The sequence below is a fragment of the Phascolarctobacterium succinatutens genome, assembly GCF_958453765.1.
Taxonomy (GTDB): domain Bacteria; phylum Bacillota; class Negativicutes; order Acidaminococcales; family Acidaminococcaceae; genus Phascolarctobacterium_A; species Phascolarctobacterium_A succinatutens_B.
The window spans coordinates 1-22,783 of sequence record NZ_CAUDZA010000002.1; the positions used below are offsets into that span (position 1 = coordinate 1).

General features: G+C 50.2%; 19 protein-coding genes, 1 CRISPR repeat array and 2 riboswitches. All 19 genes read left to right on the forward strand.

Annotated elements, in window-relative coordinates; translation table 11 throughout:
* Positions 1-63 precede the first annotated feature (63 nt).
* Positions 64-878: a CRISPR direct-repeat array (repeat unit 31 nt; unit sequence GTCGCTCCCGCAAGGGAGCGTGGATTGAAAT).
* Positions 879-956: 78 nt separating this feature from the next.
* Positions 957-1,622, forward strand: a complete 666-nt coding sequence (gene cas4 / locus Q7Q81_RS01465; RefSeq protein ID WP_304273133.1) for a CRISPR-associated protein Cas4 — start codon at positions 957-959, stop codon at positions 1,620-1,622.
* Complete coding sequence (cas1c, locus tag Q7Q81_RS01470) at positions 1,619-2,650, forward strand: type I-C CRISPR-associated endonuclease Cas1c (RefSeq protein WP_303680467.1); 1,032 nt, start codon at positions 1,619-1,621, stop codon at positions 2,648-2,650. Before cas4 ends, cas1c begins: the two co-directional genes overlap by 4 nt.
* A gap of 12 nt (positions 2,651-2,662) precedes the next feature.
* Positions 2,663-2,953 (forward strand): CRISPR-associated endonuclease Cas2, encoded by a 291-nt coding sequence (cas2, locus tag Q7Q81_RS01475; protein WP_293809903.1) that lies wholly within the window; start codon positions 2,663-2,665, stop codon positions 2,951-2,953.
* Between the two features lie 138 nt (positions 2,954-3,091).
* Positions 3,092-3,904: a hypothetical protein gene (locus Q7Q81_RS01480; RefSeq protein ID WP_210684750.1), complete on the forward strand. Its 813-nt coding sequence runs from the start codon at positions 3,092-3,094 to the stop codon at positions 3,902-3,904.
* A gap of 165 nt (positions 3,905-4,069) precedes the next feature.
* Positions 4,070-7,237, forward strand: coding sequence for a PD-(D/E)XK nuclease family protein (locus tag Q7Q81_RS01485; RefSeq protein WP_304273136.1), 3,168 nt, complete (start codon positions 4,070-4,072; stop codon positions 7,235-7,237).
* Positions 7,230-9,728 carry a UvrD-helicase domain-containing protein gene (locus Q7Q81_RS01490; protein ID WP_304273139.1) on the forward strand — a complete coding sequence of 833 codons (2,499 nt, stop codon included), beginning with the start codon at positions 7,230-7,232 and terminating at the stop codon, positions 9,726-9,728. The genes Q7Q81_RS01485 and Q7Q81_RS01490 overlap by 8 nt, the downstream gene beginning before the upstream one ends.
* An 18-nt stretch (positions 9,729-9,746) precedes the next feature.
* Positions 9,747-10,619 carry a RecB family exonuclease gene (locus tag Q7Q81_RS01495; protein ID WP_304273142.1) on the forward strand — a complete coding sequence of 291 codons (873 nt, stop codon included), beginning with the start codon at positions 9,747-9,749 and terminating at the stop codon, positions 10,617-10,619.
* An 8-nt stretch (positions 10,620-10,627) separates the two neighbouring features.
* The gene (locus Q7Q81_RS01500; RefSeq protein WP_009145937.1) at positions 10,628-10,831 is read left to right on the forward strand and encodes a hypothetical protein; all 204 of its coding nucleotides are present in this window, start codon (positions 10,628-10,630) and stop codon (positions 10,829-10,831) included.
* 83 nt (positions 10,832-10,914) lie between these two features.
* Positions 10,915-12,036, forward strand: coding sequence for a M20/M25/M40 family metallo-hydrolase (locus Q7Q81_RS01505; RefSeq protein ID WP_293692119.1), 1,122 nt, complete (start codon positions 10,915-10,917; stop codon positions 12,034-12,036).
* Between the two features lie 70 nt (positions 12,037-12,106).
* Positions 12,107-12,223: riboswitch (FMN riboswitch) on the forward strand.
* 80 nt (positions 12,224-12,303) lie between these two features.
* Positions 12,304-13,428, forward strand: coding sequence for a bifunctional diaminohydroxyphosphoribosylaminopyrimidine deaminase/5-amino-6-(5-phosphoribosylamino)uracil reductase RibD (ribD, locus tag Q7Q81_RS01510; protein WP_304273345.1), 1,125 nt, complete (start codon positions 12,304-12,306; stop codon positions 13,426-13,428).
* Positions 13,428-14,078: a riboflavin synthase gene (locus tag Q7Q81_RS01515; RefSeq protein ID WP_304273145.1), complete on the forward strand. Its 651-nt coding sequence runs from the start codon at positions 13,428-13,430 to the stop codon at positions 14,076-14,078. Before ribD ends, Q7Q81_RS01515 begins: the two co-directional genes overlap by 1 nt.
* A 21-nt stretch (positions 14,079-14,099) precedes the next feature.
* On the forward strand, positions 14,100-15,326 hold the full coding sequence (locus tag Q7Q81_RS01520) for a bifunctional 3,4-dihydroxy-2-butanone-4-phosphate synthase/GTP cyclohydrolase II (RefSeq protein WP_304273149.1): 1,227 nt from the start codon (positions 14,100-14,102) through the stop codon (positions 15,324-15,326).
* A 483-nt stretch (positions 15,327-15,809) separates the two neighbouring features.
* Positions 15,810-16,271 carry a 6,7-dimethyl-8-ribityllumazine synthase gene (gene ribH / locus Q7Q81_RS01525; RefSeq protein ID WP_009145144.1) on the forward strand — a complete coding sequence of 154 codons (462 nt, stop codon included), beginning with the start codon at positions 15,810-15,812 and terminating at the stop codon, positions 16,269-16,271.
* 176 nt (positions 16,272-16,447) lie between these two features.
* On the forward strand, positions 16,448-17,347 hold the full coding sequence (gene hslO, locus Q7Q81_RS01530) for an Hsp33 family molecular chaperone HslO (protein ID WP_304273152.1): 900 nt from the start codon (positions 16,448-16,450) through the stop codon (positions 17,345-17,347).
* A gap of 90 nt (positions 17,348-17,437) precedes the next feature.
* Positions 17,438-18,490, forward strand: a complete 1,053-nt coding sequence (recA, locus tag Q7Q81_RS01535) for a recombinase RecA (protein ID WP_009145142.1) — start codon at positions 17,438-17,440, stop codon at positions 18,488-18,490.
* The gene (locus tag Q7Q81_RS01540) at positions 18,465-18,992 is read left to right on the forward strand and encodes a regulatory protein RecX (RefSeq protein WP_304273154.1); all 528 of its coding nucleotides are present in this window, start codon (positions 18,465-18,467) and stop codon (positions 18,990-18,992) included. Before recA ends, Q7Q81_RS01540 begins: the two co-directional genes overlap by 26 nt.
* Before the next feature lie 238 nt (positions 18,993-19,230).
* A complete protein-coding gene (rny, locus tag Q7Q81_RS01545; RefSeq protein ID WP_303711278.1) occupies positions 19,231-20,775 on the forward strand; it encodes a ribonuclease Y in 1,545 nt (514 codons plus the stop codon).
* A gap of 81 nt (positions 20,776-20,856) precedes the next feature.
* Positions 20,857-21,039, forward strand: a riboswitch (cobalamin riboswitch).
* A 146-nt stretch (positions 21,040-21,185) separates the two neighbouring features.
* Positions 21,186-21,764, forward strand: a complete 579-nt coding sequence (gene cobU, locus Q7Q81_RS01550; protein ID WP_304273157.1) for a bifunctional adenosylcobinamide kinase/adenosylcobinamide-phosphate guanylyltransferase — start codon at positions 21,186-21,188, stop codon at positions 21,762-21,764.
* Between the two features lie 8 nt (positions 21,765-21,772).
* Entirely contained in the window at positions 21,773-22,783 is a 1,011-nt protein-coding gene (gene cobT / locus Q7Q81_RS01555) for a nicotinate-nucleotide--dimethylbenzimidazole phosphoribosyltransferase (protein ID WP_304273160.1), read from the forward strand.

Genomic DNA, 22,783 nt, shown 5'->3' on the forward strand with positions numbered 1-22,783 from the left:
TCGCTCCCGTGAGGGAGCGTGGATTGAAATAATAATGATACTTTTTACCTAATCCGATGATAAGTCGCTCCCGTGAGGGAGCGTGGATTGAAATCTAGAAGAAGGGGTCACGAGTGGCAGTTACAATGTCGCTCCCGCGAGGGAGCGTGGATTGAAATTTGATAAGTGTACGTTTCGGCCTGCTCGTCAGGTCGTCGCTCCCGCGAGGGAGCGTGGATTGAAATTCAAGTATCGGAGAACGGAAAAGATTGTAACCAGGTCGCTCCCGCGAGGGAGCGTGGATTGAAATCTGTGCTAAAAAGTTAGGATGCTCTAAAGCATCGTCGCTCCCGCAAGGGAGCGTGGATTGAAATCCCACTGCTAATTTTTGCATAAAGCTAGCCAAAAAGGTCGCTCCCGCAAGGGAGCGTGGATTGAAATGCTTGCTGACCAAACATTTGCCGAGGAATGCGATATGGTCGCTCCCGCAAGGGAGCGTGGATTGAAATGCACTGGTAAGTATAACCGCGAAGGTAGCGCAAGGGTCGCTCCCGCAAGGGAGCGTGGATTGAAATAAAGTTGCCGTGCGGTATCGCAAAGAAGGCAATACGTCGCTCCCGTGAGGGAGCGTGGATTGAAATAGTAGCAGTAGTAGCGAATGTAGTAGTTGCTTTGGTGTCGCTCCCGCAAGGGAGCGTGGATTGAAATAGTAGCAGTAGTAGCGAATGTAGTAGTTGCTTTGGTGTCGCTCCCGCAAGGGAGCGTGGATTGAAATATCAGCGTCAGTCCAAACGTCCTTGTCATGAAGTGGGTCGCTCCCGCAAGGGAGCGTGGATTGAAATCAGTCCTATGACCTTTGGGCAACACAGTCGCTCCCGCGAGGGAGCGTGGATTGAAATACGGAACATGGTTGGATTTTCGGTTTTGTTAATGCAAATAACGTATTTTGATTATCCTGAAGGGAAAGGAGAATTCTTATGGAATATTGTGAAGATGAATTCTTACAATTATCAGGTATTCAGCATTTTTGCTTTTGCCGTCGACAATGGGCGTTGATTCATATAGAAAATCAATGGCAGGAAAATGTAAGAACCATTGAGGGTAACATAGTCCATGAACGGTGTCATGATGATGGCTTTATAGAAAAACGCGGTAATCTGTTAATTACACGTTCTTTGAGTATCTTTTCAAGAAGATTAGGCGTTTCCGGACAATGTGATGTTGTAGAATTCAATAAGACTGAAAACGGATGCACTTTATATGGACGAGAAGGATTGTGGCTACCTTATCCCATAGAGTATAAGCGCGGAAAGAGTAAGCTGATTGATGCTGACAGATTACAATTATGCTGTCAGGCTATGTGTTTGGAAGAAATGCTGCATGTTGATATACCTAAAGGTGCTTTATATTATAATGAAACACATCGTCGGGAAGAGATTGCTTTTACTGCTTCTATGCGTGAAAATGTAGAATCTATGTTGCGTGAAATGCATAACTATTATAGACAGGGCTATACACCGAATGTTAAGCCTAAAAAAGGCTGTAGCTTATGTTCTTTAAAGGATATTTGCTTGCCGGTTATATGCAGGAAGACAGTTGTGGCGGATTATTATGCAAAATTTTTAAATGAGGATGCATTATGAGACATTTACTGAATACTTTATTTGTGACAAGTGAAGATATTTATTTATCGCTGGACAATGAAAACGTGGTAATAAACAGGAATGGTACTGCAATAAAAAAATTACCGTTGCGTATGTTTGAGCAGATTTTATATTTTGGCTATATGGGAGCGAGTCCGGCGTTATTGGGAAAATGTGCTGAGCATGGGATAGCCGTGTGTTTTTATAAACCAAGCGGAAGATTTCTGGCGAGAGTTATGGGACATAATAACAGCAATGTATTGTTACGCAAAGAACAGTACAGAATTTCGGATTCAGAGGAGCTTAGCTGTAAAATAGCGCGTAATTTTATTGTTGGTAAACTGTATAATTCTCGTAGCGTTTTGGAGCGTGCCAAACGTGACCATGCTTTAACTGTTGATGTAGCTAATATTGAACAAGCCAGCCGTGAAATTATGCGTTTAACAAGGCTGTCCAGAAAATGTACAGATTTGGCTATACTTAGAGGGTTGGAGGGCGATGCTGCAAGCTTGTATTTTGCGCAGTTTAATGAGCTTGTATTGCAAAATAAGGCTTATTTTAGATTTACTAATAGAAATAAAAGGCCTCCGACCGATCCTGTAAATGCTCTATTATCCTTTGCGTATACTATTTTGGCTAATGATTGTGCTGCAGCACTTGAAGGAGCCGGATTGGATCCGTATATTGGTTTCATGCATCGGGATAGACCGGGACGCTTGTCTTTAGCTCTTGATTTGATGGAAGAGTTTCGCAGCATTATAGCAGATAGATTTGTGCTTACATTGATTAATAATCGTGTGATTAATGAAAAATCATTTAATAATCAGGAAAATGGCAGTGTATTATTAAATGACGATGGACGAAAGACATTTTTTGAAGCTTGGCAAAAACGCAAGCAAGACGTAATTATGCATCCGTTTTTGCAAGAAAAAATACCATGGGGATTAGTGCCTTTTGTTCAGGCGCAGCTTTTAGCCAGATATATACGTGGAGATATAGATGAATATCCGAGCTATTTGTGGAAGTGAGGAGAAAATACTATGCTGATATTGGTAACATATGATGTTAATACTCAGGATGCCGCTGGCAGGAGAAGACTTAACAAGATTGCTAAAATGTGTTTGAAGTATGGGCAGCGGGTACAGAATTCTGTGTTTGAATGCTTGGTAGAACCACATGACTATACTTTTTTACAAAACGAGTTGCTTAAGATTGCTGATCTGACGAAGGATAGCCTGCGCTTCTATAATTTGGGTGCTAAATATAATACGAAAATTGAACATTTTGGAACTAAAACCTCATATGATCCCGAGGGAGTTTTGATGTTTTGAGTGTCTTATCTCCCATTTTCCTACCATTTCCCATATAATAGTTGATAATTAATTTCAATCGTGATATGATTATATTGGTTCCTAAGGAACTAATAATTGATTATTCTTACAAAAGAATGAAAAAGAGAGGTTTTTTAAATGACGACTGTTGCTGAAAAGTATTTACAAATTGCTAAGCTGGCGAAGGATCCTGCTAATGCTGAGGTTGTTATTGATGGTATTCTGACATTTTTCGGATTGGATTATTTTGACTTGGACCTGGGTGTTGAGTACCTGTATACTACCAAGGTAATTGACTATAAATTCAGAAGCGTGCTGCACAAGGCTGAAGACATGGACGCTATCATGGCATGGTTCAAAGAAAAAGCAGGCGTTACCGATGAGGAAATCGCTGCTGCCGAAGCTAAAGAAAAAGAATATGTTGCAGGCTGCCTGATGCTTGCTAAACAATATCTGGGTATGGGCCACTGCATCAGCGGTAAAACCTATCTGGAGCTGGCTGCCGCTAAAGGCTCCGAGGAAGCAATCGCACAGCTGAAAGACATGGAATATGCACAAGATATGTATGACCTGGGCGAGCATTATCTGGCAATGGGCCATTGCATCTGCTCCAAGACCTACTTTGAGCTGGCTGCTGCCAAAGGCTGCCCGAAAGCTGCTGCTAAGCTGAAGGACATTGAATATGCAGAAGATATGTACAAGCTGGGCGAGCATTATCTGGGCATGGGCCACTGCATCTGCGGCAAAACCTACTTCGAACTGGCTGCTGCCAAAGGCTGCCCGAAGGCTGCCGCAAAGCTGAAGGACATTGAATATGCAGAAGATATGTACAAGCTGGGCGAGCAATATCTGGCAATGGGCCACAAAATCTGCTCCAAGACCTACTTCGAGCTGGCTGCCGCAAAAGGCTGTCCGAAAGCTGCTGCAAAGTTAGCTGAATACGAAGCATAATATAATATAGTATTTCCCGAGGCTGTCACAATTAAGTGGCAGCCTCTTTTTATGCCTAAAAGTTTGTTTTTAAAATAGACAATCTTTGACAGTCGCTTATGGTATAATAAGCATTATAAAGATTTGACCAACATTACGTTGAAGGATAAACAGAAGGAGATTGTTATGGCAAAGTTGATTTATGTACCTCTCGGCTGCAGCCTGCGCTCGCAGCTGGCAGAGAAGCTTTCGCAGCAGCCGTTGGGCGAAGGCGTGCTGGTGCTGCCGAACCGCCTGCTGACGGACGATGTGCGCCGCACCTACGCCAATGTAGAAACAATGGGTATGGATACTCTGGCCGGTAAGCTGATGAACCTCAACGGCGGTACCGATTACAAGGAATTGAGCCGTCGCAGTCAGGAGCTGATTGTGCAGGATATCATCGACTATATGATGGAGAACAAGCAGCTTACCGGTATGACTACGCACAAGCAGCTGGAATATTTCGGCTCGCTGGCGCATAAAACAGGCTTTGTGAAGGCCATGACCTCACTCGTAAGCCAGCTTTCGCGCTGCGGTGCCACTAAGGACGATATCTACGGCCAAATCCAAAAATCCTTTGAGGAGGATGAGCTGAAGGGCAAGGATTTGGGCGTCTGCAATTTTTATCTGCTTTATCGTCAATATCTGGAAAACAATAAATGGTACGATCTGGAGGGTAAGTATCGTCTGGCTATGGAAATGCTGCAGAAGAAGGATTGCAAAATCCCCTGGAAGCATATCTATATCTGCGATTTCTTCAGCCTTGATCAGGTGCAGATAAACTTTCTGCAGGCTTTGGCGAAGCATGTGGATGATTTGGTAATCAGCATGAGCTATGAGGGACGCAGGGTAAGCTCCGACGAAAAAGCCAAGTATGAATCAATTACCAAGTTTATGCGCGCGAGCACGAACACCGTCAACGCGCTGAAAATTCTTGGTGCGACTGTTGCAAGCCTTGCGGCAGAGGAATTGGGACAAGCTCCGGCAGGCGTTGCTATGTGGCAGCTGCGTCACTTGGGGCATGCACCTGCGCCGGTGCCTGCGGAGGGAGTGGAAAGCTACTGCTTTGCCTCCGATGAGCAGGAGATGCGTTGGGTGCTGAAGCGTATCAAACAGCAGCTGGCACATGAAAAGTGTGCTGCCAATCGCATTGTTGTTGCCGTGCGCGACTTTTCCTTATACAGCGGCTTACGCCAGCTGGCGGATGAATACGGTGTGCCGGTGAGCCTGCCGCAGACATCTGCGCTGGTGTCGCAGCCGTTGGCTGTTATGCTGCGCCTGCTGCTTACTGCTGCAGGCAGGGGACGTGAGGCGGCAGCGGCCTATCTGGAGCTGCTGAACTGCGAGCTTTTGCGTCTGTTCTTTGATGTGGATGTGGAAACGGCAAGCAGCCTGCGCACGCAAACGTATTTCAAAACACGTCAGGAGGCTATGCAAAGGGCACACGAGCTGCTGGGTGATGCAACGGAGCTGTGGCAGCAGCTGGATGCTTTTATAGAAAGCACTAAGGCGGAGGCTGCCATCAGCGAATATGCCGAGCAGCTGACGCAGCTTGTGCAATCGCTGCCATTGGAGGAACGCTTGGGAAGCCTGCATAAGCAGGGAGTAGCTATTGACTTTATGCTGGCCTGCCTGCGCAGCAAGGATGCTGTACTGAAGGCTGTGCAGCAGCTTGTGCGTGATTACGAGGTGGCGAAAAACAGTGATTACAAGCTGACGCTGAGCCAATGGAACAGCCTGCTGCAGGAGGCCTTGGGACAGGTGCAGCTTACTCTGCGCTTCGGCCGCAGGGACGGCGTACTCTTTACGGAGGTTGGCAACGTACAGGGCCTGAGCTTCGACATCGTGTATATTATGGGCCTGCGCGAGGGCGAATTCCCGCAGGCTAAAAACGAAAACTGGATTTATAACGATACGGAGCGCAAGCAGCTGGCGGATGCAGGTTATGATTTGCCCACGGTTGGCTCCTCCTTTGATGAAGATGCCTATTTCTTTGCTCAGGCTGTGTGTGCGGCGCAAAAGGAGCTTATCCTCACCTGGCATGAGGATGTGGGCGAAAGCCTGGCCAGCAGCTATCTGGAGGAAATCTGGAAGCTGTTTTTGCAGCCGGGAAGTGAGGACAAGCGTCTGGACAAGGACTATGTGAAGGCGCAGACGCTGCCTGATTTCGGTGTTGCTTCGGCGGAGGAGGCGTACAGCGACAAGCGCTTTGCTGCTGCGGATTTGCCGAAAATAGCAGAGCTCAGCGGGCAAAAGGCTCCCTCTGCGGAGCTGCGGCTGGCTGCCAAAGCGGATATTCTGCGTAAGGCACAGCAGCCGGAATATAACGGCGATTTGCAAAATTCCCTGCCGACGAAGCTGCTGCGTAAGCAAATCGGCAGCCGTTTCAGTGCGAGCAGGCTGGAGGCTTATGCTGCCTGCCCCTTCCGCTTTCTGGCGGAGAAGGTGTGGCTGGCACAGGCGGAGGAGGAAGCGGATGATTTGCTGCAGCCGCGGGATGCCGGTGATATTCTGCACCAAACGCTGAAGAATTTTGTTGAGCCTTATCTTGGCAGCAAAATTATCGGCGAATCTATGGAAGACCTGACAGAGGAGCTGGAGGCAGTCTTTGAGGATGTCTGCACCGCTGCGCGTAATGATTGCAGCAGCACCGTTGCTTCCGTAAACGAGGATATCTGGCAGGTGGAAAAGCAGCGCCTCTGGCGTATGCTGGTGCGCTGGCTGCGCTTTGAATATGCGGACCAGCAGCGTTGGGGCGGCTTTACGCCGCAGGCCGTGGAATGGGATTTCAGCTCCAAAAACGGCAAGCCCTTGTACCTGACGCTCAGTGACGGCAGTGATGTATCGCTCATCGGCAGAGTTGACAGAATCGACAGTGACGGCGAGCATGCCTTTATTACGGACTATAAAAGCGGCACTCCTCCCACAGGCAGTGCTATGGAGCAGGGGCTCGACCTGCAGCTGCCGGTGTATCTGCTGGCGGTGGCGGCGCTTTCCAAGGAGCAGCTTGCAGTCAGCGGCGGCTGCTATTATTCGCTGAAGGAGGGCAAGCGCAAAAGTGCCTTTTTGCTGGAAAGCGTGGGCAACAGCGACTTGCCGTATAAAAAGCCGAAGAACGCCGCAGAGCTGACCTGGGATAGCTTTAAGCAGGAAAAGGAGCAGCTGCTGAAGGATTATATAGAAAGAATTTATGCAGGCGATTTTGCATTGGCAGGCTGCAGGCGCTGCGATGTATATTGCCCGTTACACGATATTTGCCGTGTGCAGCTGGTGAGCGGCGACGGCGGACAGGGAGGCGAGAGCGATGAGTAAGAATCCTACACCGGAGCAGGCTTTGGCGATAAATACGATTAAAAGCAATGTTTCGCTGCTCGCCGGTGCCGGCAGCGGCAAAACCTATGTACTGATGAAGCGCTTTGTGCAAATTCTGCGCTCGGATTTGAGCGTTAATCCCACGAATATTGTGGCGATAACCTTTACGCGCAAGGCTGCCGACGAAATCAAGGGGCGTGTGCGTCAGGCTGTCAGCGAATGCGTGGAGCAGGCGCAGAATGATTTGGAAAGACTGCGCTGGCAGGAGCATCTGCAGAAGGTGGAGAGTGCGCCGATAAGCACGATTCATAGCCTGTGCAGCCGTATTTTAAGAGATAACCCGGTAGAAACACAGCTTGATCCGGAATTTACGATTTTAGAGGATTTTGAAGCGCAGGACTTTTTTAAAGAAACACTGCAGCAATATTTACGCAAAAATATCAAGGAAAACGCTGCCCTGCGCAGGCTGGTGCAGACCTACGGCGTCAACAGCTTTGTTAATCAGGTTACTGCGCTGGGGGACAAGCTGTCGGAGCTGGTGCGTGAAGATAATCTGGCAGAGCCTTATCTTAAGGCGAAGGAAGAACTGCCGGCCCTGCAGCAGAAGCTGTTTGCTGCTCTGCGCGAGGTAATCGAAGCGCGCGAGGCTTTGGGGGCAAAGACCAAGGGACGCCAGACCTTGACGGAGGCAGCAGGACTGCTGGACGAAATGCAAAAGCAGCTGCTGGCACCGGAGCCGGATTGCTCCCTGTTGGATGCGTCGGGCGTTGTTAAGGTTAGCGGCAAGGCGTTGGCAGCGGAGCTGACTAATTTAAAAAATCTGCGTCAGGAGCTGAACCATGTAATTTTGAACGCCAAGGGCTGCGATTTAGTGCAGGATTGGCTCGCCGTGCTGCAGGAGTTTTATGCCTGCCTGAGCGCACGCAAGCAGGAAAATAATGTCCTGTTTAATGATGATCTGGATTTGCTGGCCATCGAGCATTTGCAGAAGAATGAGGCGCTGCGGCAAAAGTATCAGGAGCGCTATAAATATATTATGGTAGACGAGTTCCAGGACACCAACGAACGCCAGCGTCAGCTGATTTATCTGCTCTGCGGCAATAAGCTGGATAATACGAATAACTTGTTTATCGTCGGTGATGTGAAGCAGTCTATTTATCGTTTCCGTCATGCGGATGTCAGCGTCTTTAATAGGGTAAAAGAGGATATTGCGCAGAATGCGGGCAAAAACCTTGGCATGAAAACCAACTTCCGCAGCACGCAAAGCATTGTCGAAAGCTGCAATACCGCCTTTTGTCAGCTGATGGATTTGCCGAAGGAGGAAATCTGCCTGGAGCATCACGAGGGTGCTAACACCGGCGGCGCTAAGGTTTGCCTGCTGCAGGTGCCGTATAAATCCAAGGATGATGACTTGGGCGCTAAAGAGGATAAATGGCAGAAGGAGGCAGAGGCAATCGCCGCCTATCTGCAGCAGGAGCTGCCCAAGGTTGAGCCGCAGCTTAAGCCGGGGGCAAGCAAGGCTATTTTGCTGCGAGCAATGACGCATTGCGAAATTTTGCGGCAGACGCTGCAAGGCTACGGCATAAATTGCGTAGTAGTTAAGGGAAAGGGCTTTTATGAGCAGCAGGAGGTTCTGGATATTCTGAATCTGCTGGCTGCGCTGCACAACCGTTACGCAAGCCTGGAGCTGGCAGGTGCTTTGCGCTCCAACTATTTCGGTTTGGATGATGCAACGCTGACGCAGCTCTTTTGGCAGACCGAAAATGACAAACCGCTGTGGGATGTACTGCAAGCTGTCGGCAGCGGTGAGCTGCAGCTGAACCTGCAGCCGGAGCAACAGGCGCTGGCTATGCATGCTGCCGAACGCTTACATAGCCTGCGTCAGGCAGCAGCGCTGATGGCACTGCCGGAGCTGTTTGCACAGCTTTGGGACGAGCTGAAGCCGGAATTCGTTCTGTCGCAGCAGGAAAACGGCCCGAGCAAGCTGGCCAATGTCAAAAAGCTGCGCCGCCTGGCACAGCAGTATTGCCAGACGAAGCAGGCTTCGCTGGCGGAATGGCTGCAAAACGTTAAGGATTTGCGCGCAAGCAGCAGCAAGGAGCCTGCTGCTACCGTACAGGCCGATGATGCACTGCAGATTATGACGATACATAATTCCAAGGGACTGGAATTCGATCTTGTTATTTTACCGCAGTTAGATAAATCAGTGAAGGGCGATACAGCTTCTATCAAGTATTTGCCCGGCAAGGAAGGCGAACAGGGACTTTTGGGCATCAAGGTGCCTGATAAGGAAATGCAGCTGCAAAACAGCGGTGTTTACGAGCAGGCGAAAACGCGCGACAGTGAGCTGGAAGAAGAAGAAAGCAGACGTCTGCTTTATGTTGCTATGACGCGTGCTCAAAAGCAGCTTTTAATGGTCGGTACGGTGGCGGAAGAAAAGCTGCCGGAGGCTATTATCGGCCTGCCTGCCGCCAAGGGCTGGTGGCAGTAGCTGCAGGCAGTATACGAGGTGGATTGGGACAAGCAGGAAAGCAGCTGTCCTTGGGTACGTCTTTTGTGTGCCGCTGCTTTAAGCCCGGCTGTTGCGCAGCAGGGCGAGCAGCAGCAGCTGGCGCTGGAACCGTTGGCATTGGCACCGCTGCCTGCCTACGCAGCCTGCGGCCGTACCTGCTTTACCGCAAGTGCGCTGCAGACGTACCTGCATTGTCAGCGTCAATATTACTACCAGCAGGTTTTGGCAGTGCCTGAGCTGGAGCAGACAGTTGCCGGCGAGCAGGCGCACGAGCTGCCGGCAAGTGTAACCGGCAGTATTGTACACAAAGCGCTGGAGCTGTATAATGGCTATAATGCGGAGGCTGTTTTTGCCATTGCGTTGGAGGAATTTGCTCCCGGCGCTGCGGCAACACAGGCCAAGAGTATGTTTGATGCTTATATTGTCAGCGATTTGTATAAAGCATTGCCCAAAAAGCAGAAGCGTGAATTAGAATTTGTACAGCCTCTGCAGCAGGAGCTGGCGGCTGAGGGCGTAATCGATTTGCTGGCCTTTGACGAAGATGATAATATGATTATAGTGGACTATAAAACAGGTACGCCGCCGGAGCCTGACGAGGTGAAGCTGGGCTATGCTTATCAGCTGGCGCTGTATAAGGATGCTGCGGAAAAGCTGTACCCCGGCAAAAGAGTTGTGCGCGCCGAGCTGCACTTTCTGCAGAACATGAGCGTCTGGCAGCTGCCTTTGGATAAATCATATCTGCAGGAAGCAATAGAGCTGTGCGAGGAAATCAGCGGTAAGGGCGAGGAGGACGATTTCGCCTGCATCTGTAACGAAAGCTGTGCTTACTGTCACTATGCATATCTGTGTCCGCAAAAGAATAAAGAATAGGTGATATAATGGAGATTTTTGCTAAATTGGAAAGCTGGGATTATCTGGCGGCGGCTATGCTGCTGTTTTCCGCGTGGCTGCTGCTAGGCGGTATCGGCCGTCTGCAGAAGAGCGACCCGGAGCGTGTGGATGCGAAAAAGCTGCGCATCCGTGCCTGCGGTGGTTTGGTTGCGGGCGCTTTGTATCTGGCCTGCCGCTATCTGCAGCTGTAATATTGCCGGCAGTTAAACTTGCGCGCGGCTTTCATTAAGGTATATAATATGCTTATATCTTAAACTACTACGAGGTGACTGTAATGATAAACAAAACAAGATTGATTGATGAATTTATAGAGCTGGTAAGCGTTCCCTGCCCCAGCAAGGACGAAAAGCAGGAAGCTGAGCTGATTATGGCGAAGCTGCGCGAGCTTGGCCTGGAGCCGGAGATGGATAAGGCGCACGAAAAAACCGGCGGTACCTGCGGTAATGTGTGGGCCTATGTAAAGGGCACCGTGCCGAATGCTCCGAAGCTGCTGTTCGAAGCGCACATGGATTCCGTAGCACCGACAACAGGCACCAAGGTTGTCCGCAAGGACGGCGTGCTGTACAGCGACGGTACCACAACTCTGGGCGGTGACGACAAGGTTGGCGTTGCTGCCATGCTGGAGGCGGTACGCGCACTGAAGGAGGATGGAGTAGCTCACGGCGACGTGCAGTTGTGCTTTACCGTCAGCGAGGAAATCGGCTGCCTGGGCGTAGTAAACATGGACCAAAGCTGGATTAAGGCTGATTACGGCTATTGCATGGATATCGGCGGCGCACCGGGCGAAATTACCTACGCTGCACCGAAGCTGTACGATATTTATGTAACCGTCAAGGGCAAGGCTGCCCATGCAGGCATTGCTCCGGAAGAAGGCGTCAATGCGATTATGCTGGCGGCGGACGCTCTGTCCAAGCTGCCTGCTTATGGTCGTCTGGACAGCGAAACTACCTTTAACATCGGCATGTTCAACGCAGGTGTAGGCACCAACATTGTCTGCCCGGAGGCTAAATTTGTCATTGATATGCGCTCTCTGAACGTACCGCGTCTGGAAGCGTTGAAGGATTCTACCATCGCTTTGATTAAAGAAGCTGTTGAAGCCGGCGGCGGTCAGGTTGAATTCGACGTAGTGGAAGGCTGTCCTGCTGTGGAGCTGAACAAGGACCACGAATGCATTAAGCTGGCAGCACGCGCTGCGGAAACCCTGGGCTTCCCGGTAGAGCTGAAAACAACCGGCGGCTGCAGCGACGGCAACTATCTTTGCGGCTACGGCCTGCCCTGCGGCCTTTTGGCAACCGGCATGAGCAATGTGCATACTACCGCGGAATATCTGAAGGAAGAGGATCTGTACAACACTGCGCGCTGGACCTACGAAATTATTAAAGAGGCAGCGAAGTAAATCATAGTGTTCACGTATAGTTTTCTTGACTGGAAGAAAAATTGACGTTATAATAAAAGCAACTTCATAACGTAACCTTTGGGGCAGGGTGCAATTCCCGATCGGCGGTAAAGTCCGCTAGCGCAGCAGCGCACGAACCGGTGTGATTCCGGTACCGACAGTATAGTCTGGATGAGAAAAGGTGGCAAAACTGTATTTTACCGCATAAGGGCTCCTTAGGTCTTTATGCGGTTTTTTATATTACTGGAAGGTGATATTTTGGCAAGAATGACAGATGAAGCATATATGCAGCGGGCTTTGGAGCTGGCGCTGCAGGCAGAGGGCAACACCAGTCCCAATCCGATGGTTGGCTGTGTGATTGTTGACGATGACGGCAATATTGTGGGTGAGGGCTATCATCATAAGGCCGGCGAACCGCATGCCGAGGTCAATGCCTTGGCGGAGGCTAAGCAGATGGCTCAGGGGGCAACGGCCTATGTAACGCTGGAGCCCTGCGCACATTACGGACGTACCGGTCCATGCTGCGTAGCCTTGGCACGTGCGGGCATCAGCAAGGTTGTGGTGGCCTGCCTTGATCCTAACCCCAAGGTTGCGGGACAGGGCCTGGAATATTTGCGCTTGCAGGGTATCGAGGTTGTTACCGGCGTATGCGAAAAAGAGGCGCAGCGCTTGAACGAGCGCTTCTTTACCTGGATTACCAAAAAGCGTCCGTTTATTACTTTAAAATACGCTATGACTCTGGATGGCAAGATTGCCACGGCAACCGGCGACAGCAAGTGGATTACCGGTGAGGAGGCACGTACCTTTGCGCATCGCCTGCGTAAGCAGCATGACGCTGTGCTTGTCGGCATCGGCACGGTGCTGGAGGACGACCCGGAGCTGACAACCCGTCTGGTGCGCGGCAAGAATCCGGTGCGCGTAGTGCTTGACAGCAGCCTGAGAATTTCTTTGATGGCAGCGGTTTTGAATCCGCTGGCGGATACAATTATCTTTACCGGTCTTGATGCCGATATCGTTAAGGCGGAAGCGCTGGCTGCTCTGCCTAACGTAGAGGTGGTACGTCTGCCGTTGGCTGACGGCGTGCTGCCTGTGGCACAGGTTGTACAGGCCTTGACTGAGCGCGGTATTACCAGCCTGCTGGTAGAAGGAGGCAGTGCGATTCACGGTGCCTTCTTTGATGCAGGCCTTGCTGACAGAGTGTGCGCCTTTGTAGCGCCCAAGCTGATTGGCGGCGCTGCAGCTCTGCCCCCGGTGGGCGGTGCAGGCAGCAGTCTGGTAGAAACGTGCTGGCAGCTTACAGAGGTCGAAATCGAAAAATTGGGCAGTGATGTGCTGATAACAGGTCTGGTGCCGGAGCTGGACAAGCAGGAGCTGCCGAAGGAGGCTGAATAATGTTTACAGGATTGGTAGCCGAGCTGGGCACGGTGCAGAAGCTGGCGCAGCAGGGTGAATCATATCACCTGACAGTTGCTGCGGTGAAGGTACTGCAGAATTTGAAAATCGGTGACAGCGTTGCCGTTAACGGCGCCTGCCTGACGGTAGTAAGCATGGATGACACCGCCTTTACCGCCGACGTGATGCCGGAAACCGTGCGCCTGACCAATATCGGCAGCCTGCATGCCGGCGACAGAGTGAATCTGGAGCGCACGCTGCGCCTGTGCGACGGTCTTGACGGTCACATCGTCAGCGGACATGTGGAAGGACTGGGCGTAATTGCAAGTCGCAAACCTGAGGGCATTGCGATGGTGGTGACAATCAACACCCAGCCGGAGCTTTTGAAATATATCATCAAAAAGGGCAGCATTGCGATTGATGGTATCAGCCTGACGGTGAAGCAGGTTACGGAAAGCAGCTTTTCCGTATCGCTGATTCCGCATACCGCCAAGGGAACGACGCTTGGCTTTAAGGATGTGGGCGACAGCGTAAATCTGGAAACGGATATTATCGGCAAATATGTAGAGCAAATGTTAAAATTTAACCCCAAGCAGACTCAGGAGCCTGCTTTAAATAAAAATATGCTGCTGGAGAATGGGTTTATCTGAGCAGCGATAAAGAGGTAGAAAATGGAAAAGTTTAAGTATAATACAATTGATGAAGCCATCGCTGCGATTAAAGCAGGTCAGATGGTACTGGTAACCGATGACGAGGACCGCGAAAACGAAGGCGACCTGATTATGGCAGCCGAGCTGTGCACTCCCGAGGCTATTAACTTTATGGCTAAGGAAGCACGCGGACTTATTTGCATGCCGGCAGACAGCGAGGTTATGGATAAGCTGCAGTTCGGTGCTATGGTAACGCACAACACCGACAATCACGAAACAGCCTTCTCTGTTTCTATTGACCATGTTGACACTACCACCGGTATTTCTGCTTACGAGCGCGCATATACCATGAAAAAATGCGCTGAGCCCGGTGCACAGCCGAGCGACTTCCGCCGTCCCGGTCACGTTTTCCCGCTGCGTGCACGCAAGGGCGGTGTACTGGTGCGTACCGGTCACACCGAAACCACTGTTGATTTGTGCAAGCTGGCAGGCCTGCAGCCCGTAGGCATCTGCTGCGAGATTATGAACGATGACGGCCATATGGCACGCACTCCGGATTTAATCGAGTTCGCCAAAAAGCATAAGCTCGTTTTCATCACCGTTGCCGAGCTTGTTGCCTATCGCAAGGCACACGAAAAAATGGTGCATCGTGCCGCTGAGGCTGCGTTGCCGACTAAATACGGCAATTTCCGCATCATTGCATATGAAAATGATTTGGACAACCTTTGTCATGTTGCTATTGTCAAGGGCGATGTTGCCGGTAAAAAGGACGTGCTCGTGCGCGTACACAGCGAGTGCCTGACCGGTGATGCCTTCGGCAGCCTGCGCTGCGACTGCGGCGACCAGCTGGCAACTGCGCTGAGGATGATTGAAAAGGAAGGCTGCGGCGCTGTTGTTTATATGCGTCAGGAGGGACGTGGCATCGGTCTGGCTAACAAAATCCGTGCTTACGCACTGCAGGATCAGGGCTTGGATACTGTAGAGGCTAACGTGCGCCTGGGCTTTGCTCCCGACCTGCGTGATTACGGCATGGGTGCACAAATTCTGGCTGACCTCGGACTTACCAGCATCCGCCTGATTACCAATAACCCCGCAAAACGCATCGGCCTCTCCGGTTATGGCATCACCATCACCGACCGCGTGCCCATCATCATGGAGCCTAACGAATACAACGAACACTATCTCGACGTTAAAGAAGAGAAAATGGGCCACAAGCTCCACGAAGGCTGTGGCTGCGGCAAGCACTAAGAAATATATGGGAGTGTAAGCGTTGTAATTAACATATCATTACGCACAGGAAAAATATGCTAAAATTTTTATTCGCTTCACGATATATTAATTACGCACTTATAACCTGCTTATAAACAATAAGCACGCCACCCTAGGCGCTGCGCAATCCGAAACGTAAGCTTCGGCTGAACAATAAGCACGTCATACTCGGCGCTGCGCAGACCGGAACGGACGACGGGCCCGCAAGCACATCGATGTTCTGCGAACATCGCAAGCAACGGACAGGCACAGGAATTTTTCGCTGGAGTGTTGACGTAACTAATAGGAAGCACGTCACACAAAAATCAGCGACGTGAAAAATTCTGCGAATCTAGTCGCCGGAATCCGGCGGAGCAGCCGTAAAGGGCGTTTTTTGGATACTTTTTGCCGCCCTGGGCAAAAAGTATCATAACAGCAAGCATAATAAAAAATAGAAGAACAAACCATTAGGAGGAACAAACCATGAAAACCTTAGAAGGAAAACTCACCGCCAAAAACATGAAAATCGCTATCGTCGTAGCCCGCTTCAACGAATTCATCACCAGCAAACTCCTCAGCGGCTGCATCGACTGCCTGATCCGCCACGAAGCAGCTGACGAAGACCTCACCGTAGCCTGGGTACCGGGCGCCTTCGAAATCCCCATGGCAGCAAAAAAACTCGCAGAAAGCGGCAAATACGACGCAGTAATCTGCTTAGGTGCAGTAATCCGCGGCGCAACCCCGCACTTTGACTATGTATGCGCCGAAGCCTCCAAAGGCATCGCTCAGGTAAGCATGCAAACCGGCGTACCAGTAGCCTTCGGCGTACTCACCACCGAAAACATTCAGCAGGCTGTAGAACGTGCTGGCACCAAGGCCGGCAACAAGGGCGTAGACTGCGCAATGACCGCAATGGAAATGGTAAATCTCTTCAAAGAAATGTAACATTTTCACCGCTTGCCTTTTTGACTATTATGATTTATAATTGACAATGTGGAAGAGCTGATAACAGGCTGTTCCCGGTGCATGAAATTTGCAAGCCCGCTAGCAGTAGTTTAGTGGGCTTGTTTTATTAAGCAATTAAAATTTTTGCCGTAAGGCAGGATTGTGAGGCAGATATTATGGAAGATGTTTTGACAAAGGCTACGGCCGACGGTGTACGTATTTATGCATTATGCACCACTAATCTGGTACAGGAAGCAGCTAAAAAGCACGGCTGCTCCCATCTGGCAAGCGCTGCTTTGGGACGTGCGATGAACGGCGCGCTGCTGCTGGCCGCAACAATGAAGGATAACGAGCGCATCAGCCTGCGTCTGAAGGGCGACGGCCCTTTGGGCGAGGTAGTAGCAGATGCCGAAGGCAGCACAGTGCGCGGTTATGTAGAAAACCCCGATGCATTTTTGCCCCTGAAAAATGGCAAGCTGGATGTCGGCGGCGGCATCGGCGCGGGCAATATTATCGTAACGCGTTATCTGCAGAATGCAGAGCCCTTCACAGGCTACTGCGAGCTGCAGGACGGCGAAATCGCTAGCGACCTGACCAAATACCTCTATGTATCCGAACAGACACCGACAAGCGTTGCTCTGGGCGTACTGGTTGACAAGGACGGCAACGTAACCGCATCCGGCGGCTTCTTTATTCAGGCTATGCCGGGCTGCGCCGACGAGGTTCTGGAAAAGCTGGAAAACAACGTTAACCTGACTCCGTATGTAACCCAGCTGCTGGAAATCGGTTATACTCCGCAAAAGATGATAGAAATTCTCGGCCGCGGTCTGGACGTTGATATTAAAGAAACCATTCCCCTGAGTTTCAAATGCCGCTGCAGCCGTGAGCGCATTCTGGCGGCTCTGGGCAGCCTTGATGTAAAATCTCTGGAGGAGCTGGCGCAGGACAAAACTACGGAAGCACACTGCGAATTCTGCAACAGCACCTATGAATATACTCAGGATGAAATCAAGCACCTGCTGGAAGAAAAGGAAAAGCAGGCACAGTTGGAGGCTGCTAAACAGAATATCAAATAACAAAACTTTTCTTGACAAAAGAAACTTTTGTTTGTATAATAAAGGCAGTGAATCGATTAAATTTAAATTTATATATTAGGAGGCAGGCAGATGGACGCAGATAAAAAGAAAGCCTTAGACATGGCGATGCACCAGATTGAAAAGGATTTTGGCAAGGGCAGCATTATGATGCTGGGCGAAGCAAGTGCCAAAATGAATATAGAGGTTATCCCTACAGGCGCTTTATCCCTGGATATTGCTCTTGGTGTCGGCGGTATTCCGCGCGGACGTGTTATTGAGATTTACGGTCCCGAATCTTCCGGTAAAACTACCGTTGCTTTGCATATGATTGCTGAAGCTCAGAAGATGGGCGGCTATGCGGCATTTATCGATGCGGAGCATGCACTGGATCCGGAATATGCCCGTCATCTGGGTGTAGATATTGACGATCTGCTGATTTCTCAGCCGGATAACGGCGAACAGGCTTTGGAAATTGCTGACGCACTGGTACGCAGCGGCGCTATTGATATTATCGTTATCGACTCCGTTGCAGCTTTGGTTCCGCGTGCCGAAATCGAAGGCGAAATGGGTGATTCCCACGTAGGCCTGCAGGCACGTCTGATGAGCCAGGCTCTGCGTAAGCTGACAGGTCTGATTTCCAAATCCAAATGTGCTACTATTTTCATCAACCAGATCCGTGAAAAGGTTGGCGTTATGTTCGGTAATCCGGAAACCACTACCGGTGGCCGCGCACTGAAATTCTACTCTACCGTCCGTATGGATGTACGTCGTATCGACACGCTGAAAAACGGCAACGATGTTATCGGCAGCCGTACCCGCGTTAAGGTTGTCAAGAACAAGGTAGCACCTCCGTTCAGACAGGCTGAGTTCGATATTATGTATGGCAAAGGCATTTCTCATGAGGGCTGCCTTGTTGATCTGGGCGCAGACCTTGATATTATCAACAAGAGCGGTGCCTGGTATTCCTACGGTGATATCCGTTTAGGTCAGGGTAAAGAAAAGGTTAAAGACTTTTTGCGTGAAAATCCGGAAATTGCCCAAGAAATCGAAGCTAAAATCCGCGCAGTGACGATTGCCAAGAGCGATAATAAGGAAGCAGCTGAGGAGCCGTTGCAGGATGTGGAGTCGATCTTTAAGGAATAAGAAAAAGGAAGAAGGCTTTACCGGCGCGCAGCAGGTTTATGACTGCGCGCTGGATTTATTGTCCTACCGTGATTATAGCCATAAGAATATGCTGGAGCGCTTGCAGCGCAAGGGTGCAACTAAGGCGCAGGCGCTGGAGGCTGTGGCTAAGCTAGAGGATTACGGCCTGCTGAACGAGGAGCGTTACGCTCAAAGGGTGTACGAGGTCTGGCTGGCCAAACGCTATTACGGCAGACAGCATCTGCAGCTGGAGCTGACCAAGCGCGGCATACGCCCGGACGTGGCTGCGGAAATCATGGAACGCTTTACGCCTGACATTGAAGAGCAGCAGGCGGAGAATGCGGCGCAGCTTTTCGTGCAGCGCAATCAGCGCAAGCTAACAGCAGAAACTGACAACAAGAAAATATATGCGGCTGCGGGACGCTTTATGGCGGCTCGTGGCTTTTCATCAAGATATGTGCACATTATATTGGGTAAATTGCATTTTTCAGACAATATATAGCGGTTAAACTTGACAATTTTGTTAAATATACACTATAATGTAGTTATCCAATCGTGTTAATATCTACGATTTTCACGAGGCGACGCGTAAAGCGGTTGCCTTATTTTTTGCCCTATTTCAGAATAGATAATACAGTGATTTATTATAGATTCAACGGAATAAGGACATTTATAGCAGACGCAAACAGGCGCCTGCTGTTACTATGCAAAAAAATCTTGGAAAAATCTAAATTTAGGAGGTGAGGACGATTTTAGAAATTATCGGTACAGCTGTTGTAGTTGGTCTGGCCGGCGGTGCGGTAGGTTATCTGGTTCGCAAAAATGTTGCTGAAGGTAAAATTGCTACTGCAGAAGAGCAGGCTATCCGTATTGTACAGGATGCGGAGCAGACCGGCGAAGCAAAACGCAAAGAAATCATGATGGAGGCTAAAGAAGAAATCCATCGTTTGCGTTCCGAAATGGAGCGTGAAAATAAAGACAGACGTAACGACCTGCAGCGTCAGGAGCGTCGTCTGCTGCAAAAAGAAGAAAATCTGGACCGTAAAATCGAATCCTTCGAACGCAAGGAAGAAAAGCTGGCTTCCAAGGAACAGCGCCTGAACGCTGCTCAGGAGAAGGCTGAGGCAATGCTGGAAAAACGTCAGGTTGAACTGGAGCGTATTTCCGGACTGACTAGTGACGAAGCAAAGCAGGAGCTGCTGCAGTCCCTCGAGGAAGAGGTTAAGCATGAATCTGCTATGATGGTTAAGGATCTGGAGCAACAGGCTAAGGATGAGGCTGACCGCAAGGCAAGAGAAATTATCTCCCTGGCAATTCAGCGTTGTGCAGCAGACCATGTAGCGGAAACCACCGTTTCCGTAGTAGGCCTGCCTAACGATGAAATGAAGGGCCGCATCATCGGTCGTGAAGGCCGTAACATCCGCACTCTGGAAACCCTTACCGGCATCGATCTGATTATCGATGATACTCCGGAGGCTGTTATTATTTCCGGCTTCGATCCGGTACGCCGCGAGGTTGCCCGTATCGCTCTGGAAAAATTGATTAATGACGGCCGTATTCATCCGTCCCGCATTGAGGAAATGGTTGAAAAGGCACAAAAAGAGGTTGAGCAGAAAATTAAGGAAGCCGGCGAACAGGCTACCTTTGCTGTCGGTGTGCATGGCCTGCACCCCGAACTGATTAAGCTGCTGGGCCGCCTGAAATATCGTACCAGCTATGGTCAGAATGTCCTGAACCATTCTGTTGAGGTTGCTAACCTGGCAGGTGTAATGGCTTCTGAGCTCGGTGTTGACGTTGTTCTGGCTAAACGTGCCGGCCTGCTGCACGATATCGGCAAGGCTATTGACCATGAAATGGAAGGCTCTCACGTTGAAATCGGCGGCGAAATTGCCAAGAAGTTCCGTGAGTCCGACCTGATTGTCAATGCTATTTTGGCGCATCACGGTGACTGCGAGCCTAAGAGTGTTGAAGCTGTTCTGGTATCTGCCGCTGACGCAGTATCTGCTGCCCGCCCGGGTGCAAGACGCGAAACTCTGGAAAGCTACCTGAAGCGCTTAACTCGATTGGAAGAAATTTCTGAGTCCTTTGAGGGCGTTGAAAAATGCTATGCCGTACAGGCTGGCCGCGAAATCCGCATTATGGTTAAGCCGGATGTTATCGATGATGCTTCCGCTGTGCTTCTGGCACGCGATATCTCCAAGAAGATTGAAGCTGAAATGGAATATCCCGGTCAGATCAAGGTTGTTATTATCCGCGAAACCCGTGCTGTTGATTACGCAAAATAACGAAATTCATAAAAGAGCTGCTTTTGCAGCTCTTTTTTTGTGCCTTAGCAGGATTATAGTGATTGCTGTCGAATATATATACTTGGAATTTTTTTGACAGGTGCACCGGCTGCGGTCGGTGCTGAAAAGGGAATGCCGGTGAGAATCCGGAGCAGTCCCGCTACTGTAAGCGGAGCCCAGGCAATTATGTCACTGACGCAAGTTGGGAAGGCGCTGAGGGCGATGAAGCTAAGCCAGGAGACCTGCCTGTTACGAAGCTCGGAGCCTACGGGAGATAGGCTGGCTTTGGTATGCGTAAATATAGAATTTGGCTGCAATTTGCATGTGATGAATCTCCCGCAAGGGAGCTTTTTTCATTTAGACATAATTTGAAGAGCTTGCGGCCTATAAAAACGAAGGGAGGTTAAAATATGCCTGGTAAAATCATTATGGTTACCGGTGGAGCACGCAGTGGCAAAAGCGAATTTGCCGAACGCTATGTATTGCATTATTCTCCCAAATGCGATTACGTTGCTACGGCAGAAATCTTAGATGAGGAAATGGCGGAGCGCGTGCGTCTGCACCGTGAGCGTCGTGATGCGCGTTGGATTAATCACGAAGCGCCTTATCATGCCGAGCGCACGCTTGAAGCACTGTCAGCGGAAACAGGAGCGGTTCTGTTTGACTGCCTGACTGTTTATATGTGTAACCTGCTTTATGGCAAGGATGCGCCGGAGGGTGAATTCCTTGAGCGCTGTCAGGTAGTATTTGATGAAATTGACAAGGTGCTGGCAGCAGCACGTAATTGCGGCAAAATCGTTGTCTTTGTTACGAATGAGGTGGGCAGCGGTATTGTGCCGGATAATGTGATGGCGCGTGAATACCGTGACCTTGCCGGCTGGGTTAACCAGCGTGTGGCAAAGGAGGCTGACCACGTTTATTATTGTGTAGCTGGTCAGGCCGTTGACGTAAAAAAAATGGCTTTTAAATTTGAGGATGAAGGAGAATAACGACTGATATGGAAAAAATCATGATACCTGCCCTGGATGAAGAACGTATGCAGGAAGTGCGGGCAGGCTTTGCTAAGCTAGACAAGCCGGCAGCCAACTTGGGCAAGCTGGAGGATATGGTTGTAGGCCTTGCAGGTATGCTCGGCAAGGATTTACCGGATAAATTAAAGACGGCGATGGTTCTGATGTGCGGTGATCACGGTATTGCCAAATACGGTGTCAGCGCTTATCCACAGGAGGTTACGCGCCAGATGATTAACGGCTATATGCGCGGTACTGCCGGAGCCACCGTGCTGGCACGTCATGCGCACGCTGATGTTTTCGTCTGCGATGTAGGCACTGCCTTTGATTTGAGCGATTTGCCAAAGGTATATCAAAAAAAGGTAGCCTGGGGAACAAATGACTTCACCCAAGGTCCCGCTATGACTCGCGAGCAGGCCGAAAAGGCTATTGCCGTTGGCATCGAAATGGCTGATATTTGTATCGACCAAGGCTATAATATGCTTTATACCGGTGAAATGGGTATCGGCAATACAACCTCTACCTCAGCTATTGCCAGCGCCTTTCTGGGACTGGACCCGCAGCTGACGGTCGGCCGCGGCAGCGGTATTAATGACGAACGCATGAAGATTAAGCGTCAGGTTGTTATCGACGGCCTGGCTAAAAATATGCCGAATCAGGGTGATGCGATGGACATTCTCTGCAAGGTAGGCGGCTATGACCACGCAGGTCTGGCCGGTGTTATTATCGGCGCAGCCCGCCGCCGTGTACCGACAATGGTTGACGGTGTCAATGCCACGGCTGCAGCATTGCTGGCCTACGGCCTCTATCCGCAGTGCCGCGATTATATGCTTTGCTCGCATCTGAGCAGCGATATTTCCCACAAGAAAATGCTGGAGCTGCTGGAGCTTTATCCGATTGTGGACGCCGGTATGCGCCTGGGCGAGGGCACCGGTGCTTCTCTGGCTATTGTTGTGCTGCAGGCAGCGATGGATGTATATAATCATTTAAGCAGGTGA

Coding starts and splice junctions, on each gene's coding strand:
- Q7Q81_RS01500 (WP_009145937.1), top strand. CDS start 10,628: ATGGAGATTTTTGCTAAATTGGAAAGCTGGGATTATCTGGCGGCGGCT.
- Q7Q81_RS01520 (WP_304273149.1), top strand. CDS start 14,100: ATGGAAAAGTTTAAGTATAATACAATTGATGAAGCCATCGCTGCGATT.
- recA (WP_009145142.1), top strand. CDS start 17,438: ATGGACGCAGATAAAAAGAAAGCCTTAGACATGGCGATGCACCAGATT.
- Q7Q81_RS01540 (WP_304273154.1), top strand. CDS start 18,465: ATGTGGAGTCGATCTTTAAGGAATAAGAAAAAGGAAGAAGGCTTTACC.
- cobU (WP_304273157.1), top strand. CDS start 21,186: ATGCCTGGTAAAATCATTATGGTTACCGGTGGAGCACGCAGTGGCAAA.
- cas4 (WP_304273133.1), top strand. CDS start 957: ATGGAATATTGTGAAGATGAATTCTTACAATTATCAGGTATTCAGCAT.
- Q7Q81_RS01515 (WP_304273145.1), top strand. CDS start 13,428: ATGTTTACAGGATTGGTAGCCGAGCTGGGCACGGTGCAGAAGCTGGCG.
- hslO (WP_304273152.1), top strand. CDS start 16,448: ATGGAAGATGTTTTGACAAAGGCTACGGCCGACGGTGTACGTATTTAT.
- cobT (WP_304273160.1), top strand. CDS start 21,773: ATGGAAAAAATCATGATACCTGCCCTGGATGAAGAACGTATGCAGGAA.
- Q7Q81_RS01505 (WP_293692119.1), top strand. CDS start 10,915: ATGATAAACAAAACAAGATTGATTGATGAATTTATAGAGCTGGTAAGC.
- cas1c (WP_303680467.1), top strand. CDS start 1,619: ATGAGACATTTACTGAATACTTTATTTGTGACAAGTGAAGATATTTAT.
- Q7Q81_RS01480 (WP_210684750.1), top strand. CDS start 3,092: ATGACGACTGTTGCTGAAAAGTATTTACAAATTGCTAAGCTGGCGAAG.
- Q7Q81_RS01490 (WP_304273139.1), top strand. CDS start 7,230: ATGAGTAAGAATCCTACACCGGAGCAGGCTTTGGCGATAAATACGATT.
- ribH (WP_009145144.1), top strand. CDS start 15,810: ATGAAAACCTTAGAAGGAAAACTCACCGCCAAAAACATGAAAATCGCT.
- ribD (WP_304273345.1), top strand. CDS start 12,304: ATGACAGATGAAGCATATATGCAGCGGGCTTTGGAGCTGGCGCTGCAG.
- Q7Q81_RS01485 (WP_304273136.1), top strand. CDS start 4,070: ATGGCAAAGTTGATTTATGTACCTCTCGGCTGCAGCCTGCGCTCGCAG.
- cas2 (WP_293809903.1), top strand. CDS start 2,663: ATGCTGATATTGGTAACATATGATGTTAATACTCAGGATGCCGCTGGC.